Here is a 21,498-nt window from a genome sequence, read left to right as displayed (position 1 = left end):
CTCACGCGCAGCTCACTCGGGCGCGACATCGCCCGCCGCGATCACCCGCGCATCGGCGCGCGTGGTCTGCCCGTCGGCGAAGCGCAGCGTCAGCGGCAAGGTCGCGCCGGGCGTGGCGGTCGCAGGCATGCCGAACAGCATGACGTGCCGCCCGCCCGGCGCGAACGACACGGTGGCGCGCGCCGGCACCGGGACGGTGCGCAGCGACTCCATCGTGACCATGCCGTTGCTGGTCATGCGGCTGCCATGCAGTTCCGCGCGTGCGACGCCCGCCGCCTCGACCCCGATCAGGGTCGCGTCCTTCGCGCCGCCGCGGATCACGAAATAGCCTCCCGCCGGTCGCCCGGGCACCGCGGCGAGCCGGACATAGGCCTCGCCCGCCACCGGCGTCGGCGGCTGTGCCGAACAGGCGGCCACCAGGAGCAACGGCGCGATCGTCCAGCGGCGGTCCATCACATCTCCCACGTTTGTCGCCGCCCCGTGTAGGTGCGCCTCGGCGCCCCGGCAAGCTAACGCCTTCGCGCGTCGGCATTCTTCGTGCGCAACGTCGGGGCCGCGGCGGCGGGATCGTCGGGCCAGGGATGGCGCGGGTAACGCCCGCGCATCTCGCGCGCCACGTCGCGCCAACTGCCCTGCCAGAAGCCGGGCAGGTCGCGCGTCGTCTGGATCGGGCGCCCCGCCGGCGAGGTCAGCGACAGCACCAGCGGCACGCGCCGCTCACCGACGACCGGATGCTCGGCAAGCCCGAACAGTGCCTGCACGCGCAGTTCGACGGTCGGCCCCGCTTCCGCGCCATAGTCGATGGCGTGGGTCGAGCCGGCCGGACTGGTAAAGTCGGGCGGCGCCAGCCGGTCGATCTGGCGCAGCGCGTCCCAGCCGAGAAGATCGCGCAGCGCGCCGGTCAGCGCGCCCGGCGGGATCGCGTCCAGCCGTCGGCGGCCGGCGACGAGCGGCGGCAGCCATTCGTCCAGCCGCTCCAGCAGCAGCGCATCGTCGAGCGGAATGCCCGCATAGGCCGCGCGCGTCCGCAAGGTGCTGGCCCCGCCCGACCATGGCAGCAGATCGAGGCCATGCGTGCGCACGCCCTCGACGAGCGCAGACGCCAGCACCGCGGGATCGGCCTGTGGATCCGGACCGCTCGACAGCCGGATCGCGCCGATGCGCCGCTCGCGCAGCGGCTGCACCGCGCCGGTCGCGGGGTCGAAGGCGGCGGTGCGGCGCGTTTCGATCCGGTCGCCGAACAGCGCCTCGACGTCGGCCGGGTCGATCGTCGCGGCGGACAGGATGCGGGCGCCCGCCGCCATGCCTTGCGTCTCGGCGACCGCCAGCCATTCGGCGCGGGCGAGCGGCGCGGTGGCGTCAAGCCGGAAGCCGCGCCCGCCCGCCGATACCCAGCGTTCCCCGCTCGCATCGCGGCGGCGCGCGACCCGGTCGGGAAACGCCAAAGCGACGCAGGCCGCGATCGTGTCCCCGACGCCGTCGTGCCCCGCCATCGCCGCCCAGCGCCGCGCCAGCGCCCGCGCACTCTCCGCCTTGGCCGAGCGATCGCCCCGCCAGCGCCGCAACCGCGATTCGAGGTCGGCGTCCTGACCGCCGAGCCCGCGTTCCTGCAACAACACCGCGATCTCGGCGGCCAGCCTCTTGTCGCCCGCCGCCAGCAGCATGTGCGCGAGCCGCGGCGTCATCGGCAGCGCGGCGATGCGGCGGCCGTGCGCGGTCGGGCGACCGTCCTCGTCCACCGCACCCAGCGTCGCCAGGCGCGCGCGCGCCTCCGCGACCGCGGCGTCGGGTGGCGCGTCGAGCCAGCGGAGCGCGCGCGGATCGGCGACGCCCCAGATCGCGCACGCCAGCACCAGCGCCGACAGATCGGCCTCCATGATCTCGGGCGGGTCGAAGCGCGGGCTGCCGGCCGTGCCCGCCGCTTCCCACAGGCGGTACGCGACCCCCGGCCCCTGCCGCGCCGCACGCCCGGCACGTTGCGTCGCGGCCGCCTGGCTGGCGCGCTCGGTGACCAGCCGCGTCATGCCGGCGGCGCGGTCGTAGCGCGGGCGGCGCGCCAGCCCGCTGTCCACCACCACGCGGATGCCGTCGAGCGTGAGGCTGGTCTCCGCGATCGAGGTCGCCAGCACCAGCTTGCGCGCGCCGTCCGGCTCGGCGCGGATCGCTGCGCGCTGCGCCGCGGGATCAAGGCTGCCGTGCAGCCGATGCATCCGGACGCCGGGCAATTCGCCGATCCGCTCGGCGGTCCGCTCGATCTCGGCGACGCCGGGGAGGAAGGCGAGCACCCCGCCCTGCTCCTCCGCCAGCGCGCGGCGGATCGCCGACGCCATCGCCTCCTCGATCCGCGCCTCGGCCGCGCGCCCGATATGGCGGAGGTCGAGCGGGTGGCTGCGCCCCTCGCTCTCGATCACCGGCGCATCATCCATCAGCGCGGCGAATCGCGCGCCGTCGAGCGTCGCCGACATCGCGACGATGCGCAGGTCCGGCCGCAGCCCGGCCTGCGCGTCGAGCGCCAGCGCGAGCCCGAAGTCGCCGTCCAGGCTGCGCTCATGCACTTCGTCGAACAGGATGGCGGAGACGCCGGTCAGTTCGGGATCGTCCTGCAGCCGCGCGGTCAGGATCCCCTCGGTCAGGACGGTGACGCGCGTCGCCGCGGAGCGCTTCGTATCGAGCCGGGTCGCATAACCGAAGGTTTGCCCGACCGGCTCGTCGGCCTGCGCCGCCATCCGCTCGGCCGCGGCGCGCGCGGCAATGCGACGCGGGCTGGTGACGAGCACTTCGCCGGTGCACCATTGCTCGCCGATCAACGCGGGCGCGACTGCGGTGGTCTTTCCCGCGCCCGGCGGCGCGACCAGCACCGCCGAGGAACGCGCGCGCAAGGCGGCGAGCAGGTCGGGCAGGACGGCGTGGATCGGGAGCGTGCTCACGCGCGGTGCTGTGGCAGATCGGCGGGAGGTTGAGAACCGTGGCGGGCGAGGTGCCGCTGTCCGACACTGCCGTCGCCCCTGATCAGGCAGGAGCGACGACGGTCAGGCTCAAACCTCGGCGGTGATCGCCTTCAGGTCGACGATCGGCCGCGCGCCGAAATGCTGGATCACCTCCGCCGCGCAGATCGCGCCCAGCGTCAACGATGCCTCCAGCGACTTTCCGCGCGCCTGCCCGTGGAGGAAGCCCGCCGCGAACAGGTCGCCCGCACCGGTGGTGTCGACCACCTTGTCGATCGGCTGCGCGGGGACGACCACGCGCTCGCCGCCCGCGATCGCCATCGCGCCGCGTTCCGCCAGCGTCACCACGACCAGCGGCACCTTCGCCTGCACCGCCGCGACCGCCGCGTCGACCGAGTCGGTCTGCGTCAGGAACATGATCTCCGCCTCGTTGGCGAACAGCACGTCGATCAGCCCCTGATCGATCAGCTCGTGGAAGGCGGCGCGGTGGCGGTCGATCACGAATTCCGCCGACAGCGTGAAGGCGACCTTGCGCCCCGCCGCGCGTGCGATGTCGATCGCGGCGCGCATCGCGGCACGCGGCTCCTCGGGGTCCCAGAGGTAACCTTCGAGATAGAGGTAGCGCGCGTCGCGGATCAGCGCGGCGTCGAGCGCCTCGGCGGGCAGATAGTGCGACGCGCCAAGGAAGGTGTTCATCGTGCGCTGCCCGTCCGGAGTCACGAAGATCAGGCAGCGACCGGTCGTCGGCGCGCCGGCGCGGGCCGGCGTGTCGAAGCGGATGCCGGCGGCGCGGATGTCGTGCGCGAAGACCTCTCCCAGCTGATCCTCGGCCACCTGCCCGATGAAAGCGCAGGCGCTGCCAAGCGCGGCCATCCCCGCGATCGTGTTCGCCGCCGAACCGCCCGACACCTCCTGCCCCGGCCCCATCTTCGCATAAAGCGCGTCGGCCTCCTCCGGCGAGAAGACCAGCGCCATCGCGCCCTTGGTCATGCCATTGTCGGCGATGAAGTCGTCGGCGGCGGGCGAGAGGATGTCGACGATGGCGTTGCCGATCGCGACCACGTCGTAGCGGGGTTCGGTCAAGATGATGGTTCCTGGAAGCGCGGAAAGCGCCCGCCTAGAGCGCGGCCGCGGGTTGCGCAACGACGAAGCGTGGCGCATCCCGTCCCGATGGTGCGCGCGTTCCTGCTCTCGCTGCAACAGCTCGGCGATCCGCCGATCCTGCGCGTGCTGGCCATGTCGCTGGCGATCACGCTGGCGGTGTTCGCCGCGCTGGGCGCGCTGCTGTGGTGGGGGATCGACGCGGCGCTCGCGGGCTGGGCGTGGCACGGCGCGCTGGCGGGCCTCGCGGCGACGGTGGTGACGGTGCTGGGCGCGTGGCTGCTGTTTCGCGCGGTGGCGGTGCTGGTCGTCGGACTGTTCGCCGACACGATCGTCGCGGCGGTGGAGCGGCGGCACTATCCGGCCGCGCTGACGAGCGCGCGCCCGGTGTCGGTCGCGCGCGGGATGCGAATGGGGCTGGCGTCGGCGGGGCGGTTCGTCGCGGTCAACCTGCTGATGACGCCGGTCTATATCGCGTTGCTGGTGACCGGCGTCGGGACGGCGGCGGCGTTCTTCGTCGTCAACGGCTGGCTGCTCGGGCGCGACCTCGGCGAGATGGTGGCGGCGCGGCACCTGCCCGCTGCGGCGATGCGAGACTGGCGCGCGGCCACCGCCGGGCAGCGCTTCGTGCTGGGGCTTGCCGCGACCGGGCTGTTCGTGGTTCCGCTGCTCAACATCCTCGCGCCGGTGATCGGTGCGGCGATGGCGACGCACCTCTTCCATGGAACCGGCCGATGACGCGCCTCGTCCCCACCGCCGCTCTCCTCCTGCCGCTGCTCGCGGGGTGTGCGACCACGACCGCGCAGCGCCCGGCGGTGTCGCGCGCGATCCCGGTCGCGTTGCCGACGCCGGGGCTGGAGGCGGTGATGGGGCAGGACGCCGCGCACCTGACGCGCACCTTCGGCGCGCCCGACGCCGACGTGCGCGAGGGCAGCGCGCGCAAGCTGCAATTCTCCAGCGCCATCTGCATCCTCGACGCCTATCTCTACCCCTCGGCCGGCCAGTCGGAACCGCGCGTCACCTGGCTGGACGCGCGCCAGCGCGACGGCAGCAGCATCGACCGCGCCAGCTGCGTCGCGGCGCTGAACCGGCGGACGGGCGGACGGTAGCGCTACAATCGCCGTTGAGGCGACGGGCGACCGGCGCTAACCTCCCGAAAAACTTAGGGGGGAATCGCGATGGCACCGGCGCAGCTCAGCGTCATCTTCTTCATGCAATTGTTTGCGATCGTCGCGGCGTCGCGGTGCGTGGGGTGGCTGGCCAAACGCTATCTGGGGCAGCCGCAGGTGGTCGGCGAGATGATCGCGGGCGTGCTGCTCGGGCCGTCGCTGCTGGGGCTGCTGGCGCCCGAATGGCAGGCGGTGCTGTTCCCCAAGGAAACCCGCGGCCTGCTCTACGCGGTCGCGCAGCTCGGCGTCGGGCTCTACATGTTCATCGTCGGGCTCGGCTTTCGCGCCGATCATTTCCGCAGCAATGCGCGCAGTGCGACGGCGGTCTCGCTGTCGGGGATGGTCGCGCCGTTCGTGCTGGCGATCGCGATCGCGCCGTGGCTGCGCTCGATCCCCGGGTTGTTCGGCCCGGGCGTGACCGCGACGCAGGCGGTGCTGTTCACCGGCGCGTGCATCGCGATCACCGCCTTCCCGATGCTCGCGCGGATCATCCACGAGCGCGGCCTGTCGAACACGCCGCTGGGAACGCTGTCGCTGTCGTCGGGGGCGATCGACGACGCGGGGGCGTGGACGGTGCTGGCGGTGGTGCTGGCGACGTTCGGGGACGGGCCGGGGGTCGCGGTGAAGGCGATCGGCGGTGCGATCGTCTTCGCGGTGGTGGTGCTCGGCCTCGGGCCGCGGCTGCTTCGTCCGCTGGGCGAGCGGGCCGAGCGGATCGGTCATATCGGGCAAGGCGACACCGGCATCGCGCTGATGCTGTTCCTGCTCGCCGCCTTCGCGATGGACGCGGTCGGGATGCATGCGGTGTTCGGCGGCTTCCTGCTCGGCGTCGCCATGCCGCGCGGCGTGTTCGCCGCGGGGCTGAAGCGGCAGCTGGAGCCGATGACGGTGCTGCTGCTGCTGCCGTGCTTCTTCACCTTCTCGGGGCTGAACACGCAGCTCGGGCTGGTTGCCGACCCGGCGCTGCTGGGCGTGACGCTGGTCGTGCTGGCGGCGTCGGTGCTGGCGAAGGGCGGCGCATGCTGGGCGGCGGCGCGGCTGACCGGTCAGGACAATGCCACCGCGCTGGGGGTCGGCGCGCTGATGAACGCGCGCGGGTTGATGGAGCTGATCATCATCAACATCGGGCTGGCGCGCGGCATCATCGGCCCGGCGCTGTTCTCGATGCTGGTGCTGATGGCGATCGCGACGACGCTGATGGCCTCGCCGCTGTTCGAGGCGGTCTATGGCCGCAAGGCACGTGCGCGCGGCGAGCTGGGCACGCTGGAGGAGGCGGATCAGGTGGCGACGCTGGAGCGCGCCGCCTCGTAACGGCTCAGCGGCGGGTGAGCGCGCGGCGGACGGGGTAGAACACCGCCGCCGGCGCGACCGACAGCGCCAGGACGACCGCGACCGCCGCGATCGAGGCGCAGGTCAGCAGCCGCACCCAGCGCTCGCCGTCCATCGGCGTGCCGACCCGCACCAGCGCGAGCGCGATCAGCACCGCCGCCCCGCTGCGCAGCGCGCGGACAGCGCGGTCGCCCGAGACGCCGGCGTCGCGGCGGAACTTGTACGACGCCGCCGCCAGCAACACGAACGCCAGCGCGCACAGCAGAACACCCTCACACATGCACCATCTCCCTTGTCCGTCGCGGCGCGAGCACCGCCTGCGGGCGGCCGGCCCGCCACGCCGCCACCGCCAGCAGCGCCGCGATCGCCAGCATCGCGAGATCGAAGCCGAGGAACACGCCGTCACCCGCCTTCCATGATGCCAGCAGCCCGCGCGACGTGGTCAGCGCGTTGGCGACCGGCACCGCGGCGAAGACCAGCGCACCGATCGCGAACAGCATCGTCCACGCCTGCCGCGCCGGCCGCACGAGTTGCAGCAGCGCGGCCACACCCCAGGCATAGAACATCGTCGCCACCTCCGCGTCGGCGCGGCCGGCGGCGTCGGCGGGGATCAGGCGGTTGGCGAGCAGATAGGAGGCCATGCCGATCGGCAGCCCCGCGATGGCGGCGATGTTCAGCCGCTCGACCAGCCGCAAGCCGAAGAACGCGCGCGCGCTCGGCCGGCGCCGCGCCGTCGTCCAGAGCAGAAGCCCGGTACCGACCATGGCGGCGCCGACCAGCCCGAGCACGAACAACACCCAGCGGAGCGCGGGCGCGGCGAAATGCGCGACGTGCAGCCCCAGCATCACGCCGGCCGTCGACACCGCGGGACCGCTGACCATCGGCGCCTGGAGCAAGGCGCCGGTCGCGCCCGAATAGACGACTGTGGCCGCGCGCGCGTTGAGGCTCGCATGCGACGCGCCGCTGATCGCCACCGTCGCCGCGGCGTCCCCGGGCACCTGCACCACGACCCGCGACACCGGCGCATGGAGCCGCGCCTCGGCATCACGTACCAAGGGCGCGATCGACACCAGCGGGGCCGGCCGATCGGTTGCGGTCGCATCCTGCGGATAGCCATAGGCATCGCGGCCGAAATCGAGTGGCTGCTTGTAATTGATCGCGATGGGGTATGGCAGGTACATCAGCACCAGCGTCATCAGCCCGGTGTAGGTGATGACGGCGTGGTACGGCAGTGCGAGCACCGCCGAGACGTTGTGCGCGTCGAGCCAGCTGCGCTGCCCCTTGTTCCAACGCAGGGTGAAAAAATCGGCGAAGATCCGCTTGTGCGTCACCACGCCCGAGACGATCGCCGCGAGCATGAACATCGCGCACACCCCCGCCAGCCACCGCCCCCAGGGATGCGGCAGCTGCAACTGGAAGTGAAAGCGGTAGAATTGCTCGCCACCGCGCGTCTCGCGGACATGGATCGGCGCGCCGGTGGCGGGGTCGAGCAGCAGCTCCTCGGCGCGCTTGCGACGCTTGCGCGGGTTGGCGTCCGGCGCCGGCGCGGCGTCCGCGCGCGGGAGCGTGAAGACGCGGGTCAGCGGGGTGCGATCGTCGGGCAACTGGATGAACCATTGCTGGTCGTGCCCATTGCTGCGCAGCAGTCCGGCGACCGCCGCCTGTGCCGCCTGATCGGCGGTGCTGCGGTTCATCGGCAGCTCGGGTTGCATCCAGCGCGTGATCTCGGGCCGGAAATAGCTGGCGGTGCCGGTCAGGAACATGGCGAACAGCAGCCAGCCGGCGAGCAGCCCCAGCCATCCGTGAATCCACGCCATCGACTGGCGCAGCGAGCGGGTCACGGCCGCACCCCGAGCAGCCACACCAGCGCGCCCACGACGAGCGCCCCGCCCCACACCGCCGCCGCGACTCGGAGGGCGCGGGGTTCGTGGAAGCACCACAAGGCGACCAGCGCATAAACGAGAAAGGCCGGCACCATCGCCCAGACGGTCGCCTCGACCCGCGACAGCGGCAGCAGCCGCGCAACCAGCGTGGCGAGCGCGGCGGTCAGCGCGTAGCCGCCCAGGAACGCGGTCAGGCAACGCAGCACCAGCGCAGCGGCCGCCGATCGACCGTGGCGGCCTGGCGATACCGGCTTCCGAAGCGGCTCGATCCGCTGCATCAACATCCACGCTTTTCCCAGCCGTTGCGCCCGCCGCCATAGCAGCGATTGCGAGTGACTAGCAATAGTGTGCGGTTCGCCCGAGCGTTTCGGATCGTTGCCGGGCGACTCGGGTGATGCGCTGCTAACCCGCATCGGCGATGAGCAACGCGCAGCGACGACCGTGGCCGATCGGTGCAGCGCCGACGGGCCACCGCTTCGCAAGTGTTTGTTTAACGATTGCTGCTAGTTGCACTTAAGCGACGGTGAACCTTCATCGCCGCGATGCACGCAAAAAGGCCGTCTGCTCACCGCAAGCGTGAGCCGTCGCCATCCACGAACGATGATGCTAGGCATCGGTTCCATGAGCACACACCTGATGACCGCTACCGACGGCCCGATGCGGGCGGCTCTGGCGCTGTGCCGCCGCCACGTGGTCGCGGCATTCGGCTTCTCCGCGCTGGTCAACATCCTCTACATCGCGCCGACGCTGTACATGCTCCAGGTCTATGACCGCGTGGTGCCGACGCACGGGCGGCTGACCTTGTGGTTCCTGACTGCGGTGCTGCTGTTCGCGCTCATCACCTTGTCGCTGCTTGACCGGGTTCGAACCCGACTGCTGGTACGCGCCGGCGTCGGGCTCGACGCGGCGCTGGCGCCCGTGCTGCTCGACGCGACGATCGGCCGCCCCGACCAGCCGGTCGCGCGGCAGGCGCTGCGCGAATTCGACACGGTCCGCCAGACGCTGAGCGGGCCGGGCGTGCTGGCGCTGTTCGATGCGCCGTGGACGCCGATCTATGTCGCGGTCTGTTTCCTCGTCCACCCGGCACTGGGGATGGTGGCGCTGATCGGCGGGTCGATCCTGCCGTTCCTGGCCTGGCGCAACGAGAAGGCGACGCGCGGCGCGATGGAGCGCGCGCAGGTCGCCGCCGCGAACAGCTATGCCAGCCAGGAAGCGATGCTGGGCGGCGCGGAGGCGGTACGCGCCCTGGGCATGCGGCGCGCGATGGTGACGCGGCAGCTGCGCTACCGCGAGGCGATGCTGGCGCTTCAGACCCGCGCGGGCTTCACCGGCGGCAATTACATGACCGCCACCAAGTTCGTGCGGCTGGCCTTGCAGAGCCTGGCGCTCGGGCTGGGTGCGCTGCTGGCGATCGACAACCAGATCTCGGGCGGCGCGATCTTCGCCGCCTCTTTCCTGATCGCGCGCGCGCTCGCGCCGATCGAGCTGCTGATCGGCAGCTGGAAGGGGATCGCGCAGGCGCACGGCAGCTATCTGCGACTCGACAAGCTGCTGGGCGAGGCGCAATCCGCCGGTCCGGTTACGCAGCTGCCCGCGCCGAGGGGCGCGCTGACGCTGGAGCACGTCACGGTCCTGAACGACGCGCGCGACGGCGCGATCGTCAACGACGTCTCACTGCCGATCGCGGCCGGCGAAGTGATCGCGATCGTGGGGCCGAGCGGCGCGGGCAAGTCGACGCTGGCGCGCGTGATCGCCGGCGCGATCCGCGCGGATCGCGGGCGCGTGCGGATCGACGGCGCCGACGCCGCCGACTGGGATCCGGAGCGACTGGCCGAACATATCGGCTATCTGCCGCAGGATCCGTCGCTGTTTGCGGGCACGGTGAAGGAGAATATCGCGCGGTTCCGCACCGAGCTGGACGGCGATACCGCCGCGATCGACGACGCCGCGATCAAGGCCGCCGAGCGCGCCCGGGCGCGCGAACTGATCCAGCGGCTGCCCAATGGTTTCGACCATGAGCTGAAGCCGGGCGGACGCGGGCTGTCGGCGGGTCAGGCGCAGCGCGTCGCGCTCGCGCGCGCGATGTTCGGCGATCCGGCGGTGCTGATCCTCGACGAGCCCAACGCGCATCTCGACGCCGAGGGCGACGCCGCGCTGCTGGCCGCGATCGACCATTATAAGAAGGCGGGGCACACGATCCTGGTCGTCAGCCACAAGCTGGGCATCCTGCCGGTGGTCGACAAACTGCTGGTGATGCGCGGCGGGCGCGTGGAGATGTTCGGCCCACGCGACGAGGTCCTGCCCAAGATCGCGCCGCAGCGTCCCCGCGCCGTCCCCAGCCCGTCCGCCGCAAACCCCGCCACCACGATCAACGCCCCCAGCGCGAGCGCCTGAGCCATGGCCACCCTGCCCCTCCCCGCGATCGTCGACGTGACCGACGACAAGGTCCACCTGCCCGCCGATCCGCGACGCGACATCCGCAACGGCCTGATCGTCGCGGCGCTGTTCTTCCTCGGCTTCCTGGGCTGGGCGGCGTTCGCCCGGCTGGACGCGGCCGCCTATGCCGAAGGCGTGCTGGCGGTGTCGGGACAGCGGCAGGCGGTGCAGCATCGCGACGGCGGCGTCGTCGACAAGATCTTCGTGCGCGAGGGCCAGCGTGTGAAGCAGGGCGACCTGCTGATCCGGCTCGGCTCGCCGGAAGTCTATGCCAGCGAGCGGGCGCTGCAATCGCAGGCGATCCGCCTGCTGGCGCAGCGCGCGCGGCTGCAGGCCGAGCAGCTCGGCGAGCGGCGCGTGCCCGAGCCGCGCGAGTTCGCGGCGCTGGGCGGCGAGGATCGCGCCGAGGCGGGGCTCGCGATGCGGCTCCAGCAGACCGAGCTGAACGCGCGCAACGCGACGCTGTCGGCACAGCGCGACGCACTGGGGCAGCGCGGCGCGCAGTCGACCGAGCAGGGCCGCGGCTATGGCGAACAGGTGGTGTCGGCGCAGGAACAGCTGAAGCTGCTCGACGCGCAGCTCGACGCGCTGCGTCCGGTCGCGGCCAAGGGCTTCGTCTCGCAGACGCGGCTGCGCGAGCTGGAGCGCATGCGCGCCGAATTGCAGGGGCAGCGCGGGCAATATGCCGCCAGCGTTGCGCAGACCCGCGAGGCGGCGCGCGAGAGCCAGATCCAGCGGATCGAGGCCGAGCGTACCTTCTCCGAACGTACCGCCGCCGACCTGCGCGATGTCGAGGTACGGTTGGGCGAGCTGCTGCCGAAGCTGGGTGCGGCCCGCGAGCAGCTGGCGCGCACCGAGATCCGCGCGCCCGCGACCGGTGCGGTGGTCGGGCTGACCGTGTTCACGCCGGGTGGGGTCATCCAGCCGGGACAGAAGCTGATGGACATCGTTCCCGAACAGGCGCAGCTGCGCATCCAGGCGCGCATCTCGCCCGACGACGCCGACGACCTGAAGGTCGGGCAACTGACGCGCGTGAAGTTCCCCAGCCTGCACGAGCGCGACATCCCGCCGTTGAACGGCACGCTGACGCGGCTGTCGGCGGACAGCTTCACCGACGAGAAGAGCGGCATCAGCTATTTCACCGGCGAGGTCACCGTGTCGCCGCAGGAGCTGCACGTGCTGGCCAGGTTCCGCGGCGAGCAGTTCAAGCTGCGTCCCGGCATGCCCGCGCAGGTGCTGATCCCGCTGCGCCCGCGCACCGCGCTGGATTACGCGCTAGAGCCGCTGGTCGGCAGCTTCTGGGCGTCGTTCCGCGAGCATTGATCGCACCGCGATAGCGGTTGGCGGCGCGGTGCCGCCCCGCTAGGCTCTGCCGCGAACAGGGGGCACGACGCGTGGCATCGACCGGATATGCCGTCATCGCCGACGGATTGGTGAAGCGATACGGCGAGCGGCGGGTGGTGGACGGCGTCGACCTCGCCGTGCCGCACGGCGCGATCTACGGCGTGCTCGGCCCCAACGGCGCGGGCAAGACCACGACGCTACGCATGACGCTGGGCATCATCGAGCCGGATGCCGGCACGCGCACGCTGCTCGGCGCGCACCATCCGCGCGATGCCGGCGACCGCGTCGGCTATCTGCCGGAGGAGCGCGGGCTCTATCCCTCGATGACCGCGCGCGACGCCGTGGCGTTCATGGGCGCGCTGCGCGGACTCGACCAGCGGACCGGGCGCACGCGCGCGGCCGAGCTGCTGGAGGCCGCCGGACTCGGCCATGCGGTAGACGAGAAGATCCGCAAGCTCTCCAAGGGCATGGCACAGATCGTCCAGCTGCTGGGCGCGGTGGTGCACCGCCCCGACCTGCTCGTGCTCGACGAACCGTTCTCGGGCCTCGACCCGGTCAACCAGGAACGGCTGGAAGCGCTGATCCTTGCCGAGCGCGACCGCGGTGCGACGATCCTTTTCTCCACCCACGTCATGCAGCATGCGCAGCGGTTGTGCGATCGCTTGGCGATCATCGCCGGCGGCCGGCGCCGGTTCGAGGGAACGGTCGACGCGGCGCGCGCGCTGCTGCCGCAACAGGTCGATTACGTCCCCAACCACCCCGACGCGCGGCTGGCGCAGATGCTGCCCCCCGACGCGCTGCCGCGCGGCGAGGGCTGGCGATTCGAACTGCCCGGTGAAGGAATCGAGGGACTGCTCACGCGCCTGATCGCGGCGGGCTATGGCATCAAGGGGCTGTCGATCGAGCGCCCGGGATTGCACGACGCCTTCGTCCGCATCGTCGGCCGCGCCGCCGCCGGGTCGCCGGTGCCCGAAGCGGAGCGAGCCGCATGAGCCCGCTGCGCCGGCCGATCCGCCAGACGCTGACGATCGCGCGCCGCGATTTCAAGGCGACGGTGTTCACGCCGATCTTCCTGCTGTTCCTGTTCGCGCCGGTGCTGATGGCGTCGTTCGGGGCGATCGGCGGGATGGGTGCGGCCTCGGTCTCGCAGGGCTCGACCGACAAGGTGCGGCTGGTGGCGATGCTGCCGATCGCGACCGCCCCGGCGCTGCACGGCGCCGATGCGCAGCTACGCGGGTTGTTCGGCACCGACGCCAGCCCTCCGGTGCTGGCGCTGCGCCCGCCCGCCGCCGACCCGCAGCGCGCAGCCCGCGCGGCGCTGACCGCGCGCGACGCCGACGTCACCGCGATCCTCTACGGCTCGCTCGACCGTCCCGTGATCGCCTATGGCGCGGGCGGCCGGCAGGACGCGCGCTACCTGGCGGCGGTCGCGCGGCAAGCGGCGCTGTTCGAGCGAGCCGGCAGCATCCCGCCCGCCGCACGGCTGGAGCGGGTGGTCACCGACGCGCCGTCGCGCAGCGGGCGCGACGCCGCGGCCTTCTTCGCGGTCTTCGGCATCTTCTTCCTGACGCTGTTCCTGTCCGGACAGGTGGTCGGCACGATGGCCGAGGAACGCAACAACAAGGTCATCGAAATTCTCGCCGCCGCGGTCCCGCTGGAAAGCGTGTTCCTCGGCAAGCTGTTGGGCATGTACGGCGTCGCGGTACTGTTCGTCACGTTCTGGGCCGTGGTGCTCAGCCAGGTCGAGATGCTGCTGCCCGGCGACATGGGCGGCGCGCTGGAGCAATTGCGCCCCGCGATCGGCGTCGTGCCGTTCGCCCTTCTGTTCGCGACCTATTTCACCACCGCCTTCCTGCTGCTCGGCTCGGTGTTCTTGGGGGTGGGCGCGCAGGCATCGACGATGCGCGAGGTGCAGATGCTGTCGCTGCCGATCACCATCGTGCAGGTGGCGATGTTTGGTCTGGCCTCATCCGCGGTGTCGCATCCGGGCAGCTGGCTGGCGACGGCGGCGACGATCTTCCCGCTCTCCTCCCCGTTCGCCATGGCCGGCCGCGCGGCGGCGGACACGGCACTGTGGCCGCACGCCGCGGCGCTGGCGTGGCAATTGCTGTGGGTCGCGATCTTCATCACCGTCGGCGCGCGGCTGTTCCGCCGCGGGGTCCTGCAATCGGGCAATGCGAAGCCGGCGTGGCGGCGGCTGCTCGCGCGACGCTGATTAACCGACGCAAGTCAGCCGCGCTGTCGCTTTTTTGCAACGGCCTACGGTGAAGTTTGGGGCGGTCTTGATGATCTCCACGGTTGTCACGTAGCCGACATATTTGCCGGTCAGGGGCGCGGCATCGGCGATCGGATGCCGGCTCTCGAAATCGCAAGCCTGTTGGGCTCAAAGGGGAATTTACATGCGGAACAAGCTCTTCTGCGGCGCCGCCGTTGTCGCGCTCATCCTTCCGGGCGCGGCGTTCGCGCAGTCGACGGCCTCCACGGAGTTCGAAGGCAACACCACCGAGGACATCGTGGTCACGGGCACCGTCAATCCGGAAGTTGGCGGTATCCGCATTCCCGACCAGCCGAAGGCCACGGTCATCATCGGCGAGGAGTTGATCCGTCGCCAGCGCCCCGGCCAATCGATCAACGAGATGCTGAACCTGGTGCCGGGCGTCAGCAACCAGTCGAACGATCCGTATGGCTCGGGCGGCGGCAACTTCCGCGTTCGCGGCTTCGATTCGTCGCGCATCTCGCAGACCTTGGACGGCATTCCGCTGAACGACAGCGGCAATTACGCGCTTTACACCAACCAGCAGGTCGACTCGGAGATCATCGGCTCGACCTCGGTCAACCTGGGCGCCACCGATGTCGACAGCCCGACCGCCTCGGCAGTCGGCGGCACGATCAATATCCGCACGCGGATGCCCGACGACAAGCTGAACGCACTCGCCAGCTTCTCGCACGGCGACTTCGACTTCGTGCGCGCCTTCGGCATGATCGACACCGGCGAGTTCACGAAGTTCGGCACCAAGGCGTTCGGCTCGGCCTCGTGGACGCGTTACAAGAGCCCGTTCAACGACTATAGCCGCGTGGAAAAGCAGCAGTATAACGGGCGTATCTATCAACCGCTCTCGGGTGACGATTTCATCTCGATCGCCGGCCACTATAACGAGAACCGCAACAACTTCTTCGGCTCGTTCGCGCTCGGCAACACCTTCCCGACGAACTACGACTCCTCGAGCCTGAACCTGAATTATCCGTGCACCGTCTCGGCGGCGCGCGCGGGTGTGGCCGATGCGCCGAACAGCTGCGGCACCGAATTCGACCGCCGCTTCAACCCGTCGAACACCGGCAACATCCGCGGCAATTCGCGTTTCACGCTGGCCGATGGTTTGGTCCTGACGGTGGATCCCAGCTTCCAGTACGTGAAGGCGAACGGCGGCGGCACCGTGGCCGGGTTGGAGACGCTGCGCACGGTTGGCACCGGCGCCTCCGCAACCCGGATCGGCGGTTTCATCGGCAACGCCTATTATTTCGGGCGTGACCTGAACGGTGACGGCGATGTCCTCGACAGCGTTCGGCTGATCGCACCAAGCCAGACCCGCACGCGCCGGTACATGGTGATCTCTAACCTGATCTACGACTTCAACGAGCATCATCGCGTTCGCCTCGCCTACACGTTCGATCGTGCCTGGCACCGTCAGACCGGTGAATCCGGGTTCGTCGACAACGGCGGTACGCCGTTCGACGTGTTCCCGATCAACGATCCGGTCACCGACCTGAACGGCAATGTCGTTCAGAAGCGCGACCGCCGCTCGTTCGCGACTCTGCACCAGATCTCGGGCCAGTATCGCGGCGAATTCTTTGAAGATCGTCTGGTCGCCGACATCGGCGTGCGCGTGCCGTTCTTCAGCCGCGACTTGCGTCAGTATTGCTACACCACCTCGGCGGGTGGTAACGTCGACTGCATTCCGCAGCAGTATCAGGCGGCGTACCAGGCAGCGACCCCCACGGCTCGCCTGCCGCAGGACCGCAACTATAATTACAATCGCGTGCTGCCGAACATCGGTCTGTCGTACAACTTCACGCCGACCGCGAGCGTCTTCGCCAGCTACGCCAAGGGCCTTTCGGTGCCTGGCACCGATCAGCTCTACAACGCGATCTACTTTCCGACCGGCACGGGCGGCAGCGAGCCCGCACCGGAAACCACCGACAGCTTCGACCTGGGCTTCCGCTACAAGTCGTCGCGCATCCAGGCGCAGCTGAGCGGCTGGTACATCAAGTTCCAGAACCGCATCGGTACCGCGTTCGACGCCGAACTGGGCGAGAGCGTGACCCGCAACCTCGGCCCGGTCGACCGTTACGGCTTTGATGCGGCCGTGTCCTACTCGCCGGTCAAGCAGCTGAACGTCTACGTGTTTGGTTCGTACCTCAACTCGGAGATCAAGAACGATCTGCTGGGCGGCACCTGCAATGCGGTGGCGGTCAGCGTCGGATCATACGGCTGCACCGCGGTTAACGCGCAATACTTCCTGCCGACCGCCGGCAAGTTCGAATCGGGCGTGTCGAAGTGGCTTGCCGGCACCCGCGTGCAGGCGTCGCTCGGCCCCGTACAGCTCGGCGCGCAGTACAAGTACACCGGCTCGCGCTGGGTGAACGACCTGAACCTGCCGCTGGTTTCGATCGCGACCGGTGGTGCGCGAACGCAGATCTTCGGTGCGAAGGCTCCGGCCTATAACATCGTCGATCTCGATGCACGCATTTCGCTGGAGCAGTTCGGTGCCAAGAACACCTTCATCCAGCTGAACGTCTCGAACCTGTTCGACGACTTCTTCGTCGGCTACATCGGAGGTGCGAGCACCAACCTCGTCGGCACGACCGGTGTCGGCGGCAGCGCGCCGTTCGTGCAGGTCGGCGTGCCGCGCACGGTCAGCGCGACGCTGCAGATCGGCTTCTGACCCAAGCACCTGGCGCAAGCCCGGGCCGCCGTTCCTCCCGGAACGGCGGCCCTTCTTTTTGCGCCCGCTGCCCGGGCCGTGTAGAGGGAGCGGGATGGCGACTTCCGTGACCAACGTCTCCGCGGCTCCTGCCCCCTCCGCCCCCTCGGCCTATGCCGGCACGCCGGAGCGCCCGCTGTTCGTGCGGCCGTTTTTCGAGAACAAGGCGTCGGCCTTCTGGAAGCTGCAGGCGGCGGGCTGGACAGGCTATCTGGTTCTGCGCTCGGTCTCGTCGCTCAGCAGCAATGCCTCGCTCAACGTGATCCTGTCGGTGCTGACCGAATCGATCATCGGCTATTGCATCACCTTGCTGCTCTCGACGCTCTACGGCTTCTACCGGCAACTGCCGCGCGTCACCGGCATCCTGCTGTCGGTGTTCACGCTGGCCGCCGCGGCGTTCCTCTATGCGACGCTCTACGCCTTCTCGTTCAGCCTCATCATCCGTGCCGAGCCCGGCGTTGACATGTCGACGCTGCTCGCCGCGCTGTTCCTCAGCTTCACGGTGCTCGCCGGCTGGTCGGCGCTGTACTTCGGGATCAATTTCTACCTGATCCTCGAGGACCAGATCGACCAGAACCTGCATCTGGAGAACCAGGCGTCCTCGGCGCAACTCGCGATGCTGCGTTACCAGTTGAACCCGCACTTCCTCTTCAACACGCTCAACTCGATTTCGACGCTGGTGCTGCTGAAACAGACCGAGCGGGCCAATGCGATGCTGAGCAGGCTGTCGTCGTTCCTGCGCTACACGCTCGCCAACGAGCCCACCGCGCACGTCACGGTCGCGCAGGAGATCGAGACGCTGAAGCTGTATCTCGATATCGAGAAGATGCGGTTCGAGGACCGGCTCCGTCCGAAATTCGACATCGATCCCGCCGCGGAAAAGGCGCGGCTGCCGTCGCTGCTGCTCCAGCCGCTGGTCGAGAATGCGATCAAATATGCGGTGACGCCGCAAGAGGACGGCGCGGAAATCTGCATCGCGGTGCGGCTCGTCGGCGACAGGGTGCTGCTCGGCGTATCCGATACCGGACCGGGCTTGATGCCCACGAAAAGCCGGCCATCCCTTTCAACCGGCGTTGGCATCGCCAATATCAGGGAGCGGCTGGCGCAGGCTTACGGGCCGGACCACCGCTTCGATGTGCGCGCCATGCCGACGGGCGGGTTCGGGGTCGAGATCGAGATCCCGTACCAGCTCGAAGTACCGAATAGAGAGGTGTGATGACGATTCGTACCATCCTCGTCGACGACGAGCCGCTTGCGATCCAGGGGCTGGAGCTACGCCTGGCGGTGCACGACGACGTCGAGATCATCGCCAAGTGCCAGAACGGCCGCGAGGCGATCAGCGCGATCAAGACCCACAAGCCCGACCTCGTCTTTCTCGACATCCAGATGCCGGGATTCGACGGCTTCTCGGTGGTGCAGGGCCTGATGGACGTCGAGCCGCCGCTGTTCGTCTTCGTCACCGCTTACTCCGATCATGCGATCCGCGCGTTCGAGGCGCAGGCGACCGATTACCTGATGAAGCCGGTCGAGGAGTCGCGGCTCGCCGACACGCTCGACCGCGTGCGGCAGCGGCTCTCCGAGCGGCAGAGCGCGGGCGAGGCGGAAAAGCTGAAGGAGGCGCTGGCCGAACATGCGCCGGAGGCGGCCGCCGAAATGGCGGACGGCGGCGACGCGGTGAACGCCAGCCGCTTCGAGAAGATGATCAACATCAAGGACCAGGGCCAGATCTTCCGCGTCGACGTCGACACGATCGAGCGGATCGACGCGGCGGGCGATTACATGGTGATCTACACCGGCGATCGGAACCTGATCCTGCGCGAGACGATGAAGGATCTGGAGAAGCGGCTCGATCCGCGCCGTTTCCAGCGCATCCATCGCTCGACAATCGTCAACCTCGACCTGGTCAAGCAGGTGAGACCGCATACCAACGGCGAATGCTTCCTGGTGCTCGATTCGGGGGCGAACGTGAAGGTCAGCCGCAGTTACCGCGACGTGGTAGCGCGCTTCGTCCACTGATGCCGGTTCCGAGCAGCAACGCCGACCTGCCGGTCACCGTCGCCGCGCTGTACCGGTTCGCGCGGTTCGATGATCCGCATGCGCTGCGCGAACCGTTGCTCGCGTGCGCCCGCGACCACGGCGTGAAGGGCACGCTGCTGCTCGCGACCGAGGGCATCAACGGGACGATCGCCGGACCGGACGGCGGCGTCGCGGCGGTGATCGCGCACATCCGCACGCTGCCGGGCTGCGCCGAGCCGTCGCTCAAATACGCGCGCGCCGCGACGCCGCCCTTCCACCGGCTGAAGGTGAAGGTGAAGCGCGAGATCGTGACGATGGGCGTCGCCGTCGATCCGCTGACCGATGCGGGCACCTATGTCGCGCCCGCAGACTGGAACGCGCTGATCGCCGATCCGGAGACGTTGGTGATCGACACCCGCAACGCCTATGAGGTCGCGGTCGGAACGTTCGCAGGCGCGGTCGATCCGGGGACGGCGGGGTTCGCCGACTTTCCGGCGTGGTTCCGCGCGCATCGCGACGAGCTTCTGGCCGGCAAGCGCCGCGTGGCGATGTTCTGCACCGGCGGCATCCGTTGTGAAAAATCCACCGCCTTCCTGAAGGCGGAAGGGATCGAGCAGGTCCACCATCTCGACGGCGGCATCCTGCGCTATCTGGAGGAAACGCCCGAAGCGGACAGCACCTGGCAGGGCGAATGCTTCGTCTTCGACCAGCGCGTCGCGGTCGCGCACGGCCTGACCCCCGGCACGCATACGCTGTGCCATGCGTGCCGGATGCCCGTCAGCGAGGCCGACCGCGCCTCCCCTCGCTATGTCGAGGGGGAGAGCTGCCCGGCGTGCCACGACACGCGCACGGCTGGAGAACGCGCCGGCTATGCCGAGCGCCACCGGCAGGAGCTGCTCGCCGCCGCGCGCGGCGAGGCGCATGTCGGACGGGTGTTCGGCTAGCGTCGCCGCCGCGACGTCTGCTCACTCCCGACCTTCTCGTCGCTCCGGCGGAGCAGGGGTGACGAGACGAGAAAAGATCAGGCGGCGGCCGGAGACGGCACACCAGCCGGAACGAAACCTAACCGACATCGGTAGCGTTCCCCCTCCGCAACGAGCCGAATATCGGCCGGTGCAAGGGATCATCACGGGGGCTCGCACATATGACGATCGGACGGCGGCACGTCGAAGACGGCGGGCTCATCCTGTTCCTGGCGCTCATCACCGTCGCCCTGCTGGCGGTCGTCTCGGGCTTTATCGGTGCGCTGCTCTGGGCGGCGCTCGCCGCCCTGCTCTTCCAGCCGATCTTTCAGCGCTTTCTCACACGCTGGCCGGATCGCCGCAACATGGCCGCCGCACTGACGCTGCTGGTCATCACCGTCGCGGTGGTGATCCCGGCGCTGGTCCTCGGCAGCCTGATCGTCGATCAGGCCGCGGGCGTGTATCAGCAGATCCGCACCGGCCAGATCAATTTCGCGCTCTATTTCGAACAGATCCACGACGCGCTGCCCGCCCGGCTCCAGCGCGCGCTCGACACCGCCGGGTTCGGCAGCTTCGAGCGCGCGCAGGCGCGCATCTCGGAGACGGTCAGCAACAGCGCGAGCATGTTGACGCGCCAGGCGCTGTCGATCGGCGCCAACGCGGCGGCGTTCCTGCTGGCGTTCGGCGTCGGGCTCTACGTCACCTATTTCCTGCTGCGCGACGGCGAGAAGATCGGGCCGGCGATCGTCCGCGGCCTGCCGCTGGAGCCTTCGGTCGCCGAGCGGCTGGCGGACAAGTTCGTCGCGGTCGTCCGCGCGACGATCAAGGGCTCGGGCGTGGTCGCGCTGGTACAGGGCGCGCTGGGTGCAATCACCTTCTGGATCGTCGGCTTGCCCGCCGGTCTTCTGTGGGGCGTGCTGATGGCGGTCGCGGCGCTGCTGCCCGCGGTCGGCCCGGCGATCATCTGGGGGCCGGTGGCGGTCTATCTGCTGGCGACCGGCGCGATCTGGCAGGCGGCGGTGGTGATCGCGTCGGGCGTGTTCGTGATCGGTCTGGCCGACAACGTCCTGCGCCCGATCCTCGTCGGTCGCGACACCGGCCTGCCCGACTGGCTGGTGCTGGTCACCACGCTGGGCGGTATCGACCTGCTGGGTTTGAGCGGGATCGTCGTCGGACCGGTCGTCGGCGCGCTGTTCCTGACCGCCTGGGGCATCCTGGGCGAGCAACGCGGGGTGAAGCAGCCGGCAACGGCGGAAGCCGGCGCCGACTGACGGTCGGCTGACGGCGTGGGCACCCCTCCCTTTCCCCCTCCCGCGCGATCCGCTACAGGC

General features: G+C 69.9%; 18 protein-coding genes. 12 read left to right on the top strand and 6 right to left on the bottom strand.

Annotated features, from left to right (window positions below; translation table 11 throughout):
• Positions 1–12: 12 nt before the first annotated feature.
• The 3 genes from J2Y58_RS01760 to J2Y58_RS01750 form a co-directional block, all read right to left on the bottom strand.
• Complete coding sequence (locus J2Y58_RS01760) at positions 13–453, bottom strand: copper chaperone PCu(A)C (RefSeq protein WP_310097797.1); 441 nt, start codon at positions 451–453, stop codon at positions 13–15.
• Between the two features lie 56 nt (positions 454–509).
• Positions 510–2,927, bottom strand: coding sequence for an ATP-dependent helicase HrpB (gene hrpB, locus J2Y58_RS01755; RefSeq protein ID WP_310097795.1), 2,418 nt, complete (start codon positions 2,925–2,927; stop codon positions 510–512).
• Between the two features lie 108 nt (positions 2,928–3,035).
• Positions 3,036–4,028, bottom strand: coding sequence for an adenosine kinase (locus J2Y58_RS01750; protein ID WP_310097793.1), 993 nt, complete (start codon positions 4,026–4,028; stop codon positions 3,036–3,038).
• Positions 4,029–4,115: 87 nt separating this feature from the next.
• Between J2Y58_RS01750 and J2Y58_RS01745 the strand changes: the two genes are divergently transcribed.
• The 3 genes from J2Y58_RS01745 to J2Y58_RS01735 all read left to right on the top strand — a co-directional run bounded on the left by J2Y58_RS01745 (position 4,116) and on the right by J2Y58_RS01735 (position 6,526).
• Positions 4,116–4,784, top strand: a complete 669-nt coding sequence (locus J2Y58_RS01745) for an EI24 domain-containing protein (protein ID WP_310098341.1) — start codon at positions 4,116–4,118, stop codon at positions 4,782–4,784.
• Positions 4,781–5,155 carry a hypothetical protein gene (locus J2Y58_RS01740; RefSeq protein WP_310097790.1) on the top strand — a complete coding sequence of 125 codons (375 nt, stop codon included), beginning with the start codon at positions 4,781–4,783 and terminating at the stop codon, positions 5,153–5,155. The genes J2Y58_RS01745 and J2Y58_RS01740 overlap by 4 nt, the downstream gene beginning before the upstream one ends.
• A gap of 69 nt (positions 5,156–5,224) precedes the next feature.
• On the top strand, positions 5,225–6,526 hold the full coding sequence (locus tag J2Y58_RS01735; protein ID WP_310097787.1) for a cation:proton antiporter: 1,302 nt from the start codon (positions 5,225–5,227) through the stop codon (positions 6,524–6,526).
• Positions 6,527–6,530: 4 nt separating this feature from the next.
• Here J2Y58_RS01735 and J2Y58_RS01730 read toward each other — a convergent pair whose 3' ends face one another.
• The 3 genes from J2Y58_RS01730 to J2Y58_RS01720 are packed head-to-tail and all read right to left on the bottom strand — an operon-like array spanning position 6,531 to position 8,705.
• Positions 6,531–6,824, bottom strand: coding sequence for a hypothetical protein (locus J2Y58_RS01730; protein WP_310097785.1), 294 nt, complete (start codon positions 6,822–6,824; stop codon positions 6,531–6,533).
• The gene (locus J2Y58_RS01725) at positions 6,817–8,385 is read right to left on the bottom strand and encodes a PepSY-associated TM helix domain-containing protein (RefSeq protein WP_310097782.1); all 1,569 of its coding nucleotides are present in this window, start codon (positions 8,383–8,385) and stop codon (positions 6,817–6,819) included. The genes J2Y58_RS01730 and J2Y58_RS01725 overlap by 8 nt, the downstream gene beginning before the upstream one ends.
• Entirely contained in the window at positions 8,382–8,705 is a 324-nt protein-coding gene (locus J2Y58_RS01720; RefSeq protein WP_310097779.1) for an iron transporter, read from the bottom strand. The genes J2Y58_RS01725 and J2Y58_RS01720 overlap by 4 nt, the downstream gene beginning before the upstream one ends.
• A gap of 343 nt (positions 8,706–9,048) precedes the next feature.
• Between J2Y58_RS01720 and J2Y58_RS01715 the strand changes: the two genes are divergently transcribed.
• The 9 genes from J2Y58_RS01715 (at position 9,049) to J2Y58_RS01675 (ending at position 21,438) form a co-directional block, all read left to right on the top strand.
• A complete protein-coding gene (locus tag J2Y58_RS01715) occupies positions 9,049–10,821 on the top strand; it encodes a type I secretion system permease/ATPase (RefSeq protein ID WP_310097776.1) in 1,773 nt (590 codons plus the stop codon).
• 3 nt (positions 10,822–10,824) lie between these two features.
• Positions 10,825–12,186 carry an HlyD family type I secretion periplasmic adaptor subunit gene (locus tag J2Y58_RS01710; RefSeq protein WP_310097773.1) on the top strand — a complete coding sequence of 454 codons (1,362 nt, stop codon included), beginning with the start codon at positions 10,825–10,827 and terminating at the stop codon, positions 12,184–12,186.
• Positions 12,187–12,257: 71 nt separating this feature from the next.
• Positions 12,258–13,199, top strand: coding sequence for an ATP-binding cassette domain-containing protein (locus tag J2Y58_RS01705; protein ID WP_310097769.1), 942 nt, complete (start codon positions 12,258–12,260; stop codon positions 13,197–13,199).
• Positions 13,196–14,422: an ABC transporter permease gene (locus J2Y58_RS01700; RefSeq protein ID WP_310097766.1), complete on the top strand. Its 1,227-nt coding sequence runs from the start codon at positions 13,196–13,198 to the stop codon at positions 14,420–14,422. The genes J2Y58_RS01705 and J2Y58_RS01700 overlap by 4 nt, the downstream gene beginning before the upstream one ends.
• A gap of 184 nt (positions 14,423–14,606) precedes the next feature.
• Positions 14,607–17,150, top strand: a complete 2,544-nt coding sequence (locus J2Y58_RS01695) for a TonB-dependent receptor domain-containing protein (protein WP_310097763.1) — start codon at positions 14,607–14,609, stop codon at positions 17,148–17,150.
• Positions 17,151–17,244: 94 nt separating this feature from the next.
• A complete protein-coding gene (locus tag J2Y58_RS01690; protein WP_310097760.1) occupies positions 17,245–18,405 on the top strand; it encodes a histidine kinase in 1,161 nt (386 codons plus the stop codon).
• On the top strand, positions 18,405–19,205 hold the full coding sequence (locus J2Y58_RS01685) for a LytTR family DNA-binding domain-containing protein (protein ID WP_310097757.1): 801 nt from the start codon (positions 18,405–18,407) through the stop codon (positions 19,203–19,205). The genes J2Y58_RS01690 and J2Y58_RS01685 overlap by 1 nt, the downstream gene beginning before the upstream one ends.
• Positions 19,205–20,149: a rhodanese-related sulfurtransferase gene (locus J2Y58_RS01680; RefSeq protein WP_310097754.1), complete on the top strand. Its 945-nt coding sequence runs from the start codon at positions 19,205–19,207 to the stop codon at positions 20,147–20,149. Before J2Y58_RS01685 ends, J2Y58_RS01680 begins: the two co-directional genes overlap by 1 nt.
• A 200-nt stretch (positions 20,150–20,349) precedes the next feature.
• Positions 20,350–21,438: an AI-2E family transporter gene (locus J2Y58_RS01675; RefSeq protein ID WP_310097752.1), complete on the top strand. Its 1,089-nt coding sequence runs from the start codon at positions 20,350–20,352 to the stop codon at positions 21,436–21,438.
• The last annotated feature ends 60 nt before the right edge of the window (positions 21,439–21,498 follow it).

This window comes from Sphingomonas sp. BE138 (assembly GCF_031456125.1).
In the GTDB taxonomy this organism is placed as follows: domain Bacteria; phylum Pseudomonadota; class Alphaproteobacteria; order Sphingomonadales; family Sphingomonadaceae; genus Sphingomonas.
This window is presented reverse-complemented; position numbering and strand designations above follow the sequence as displayed.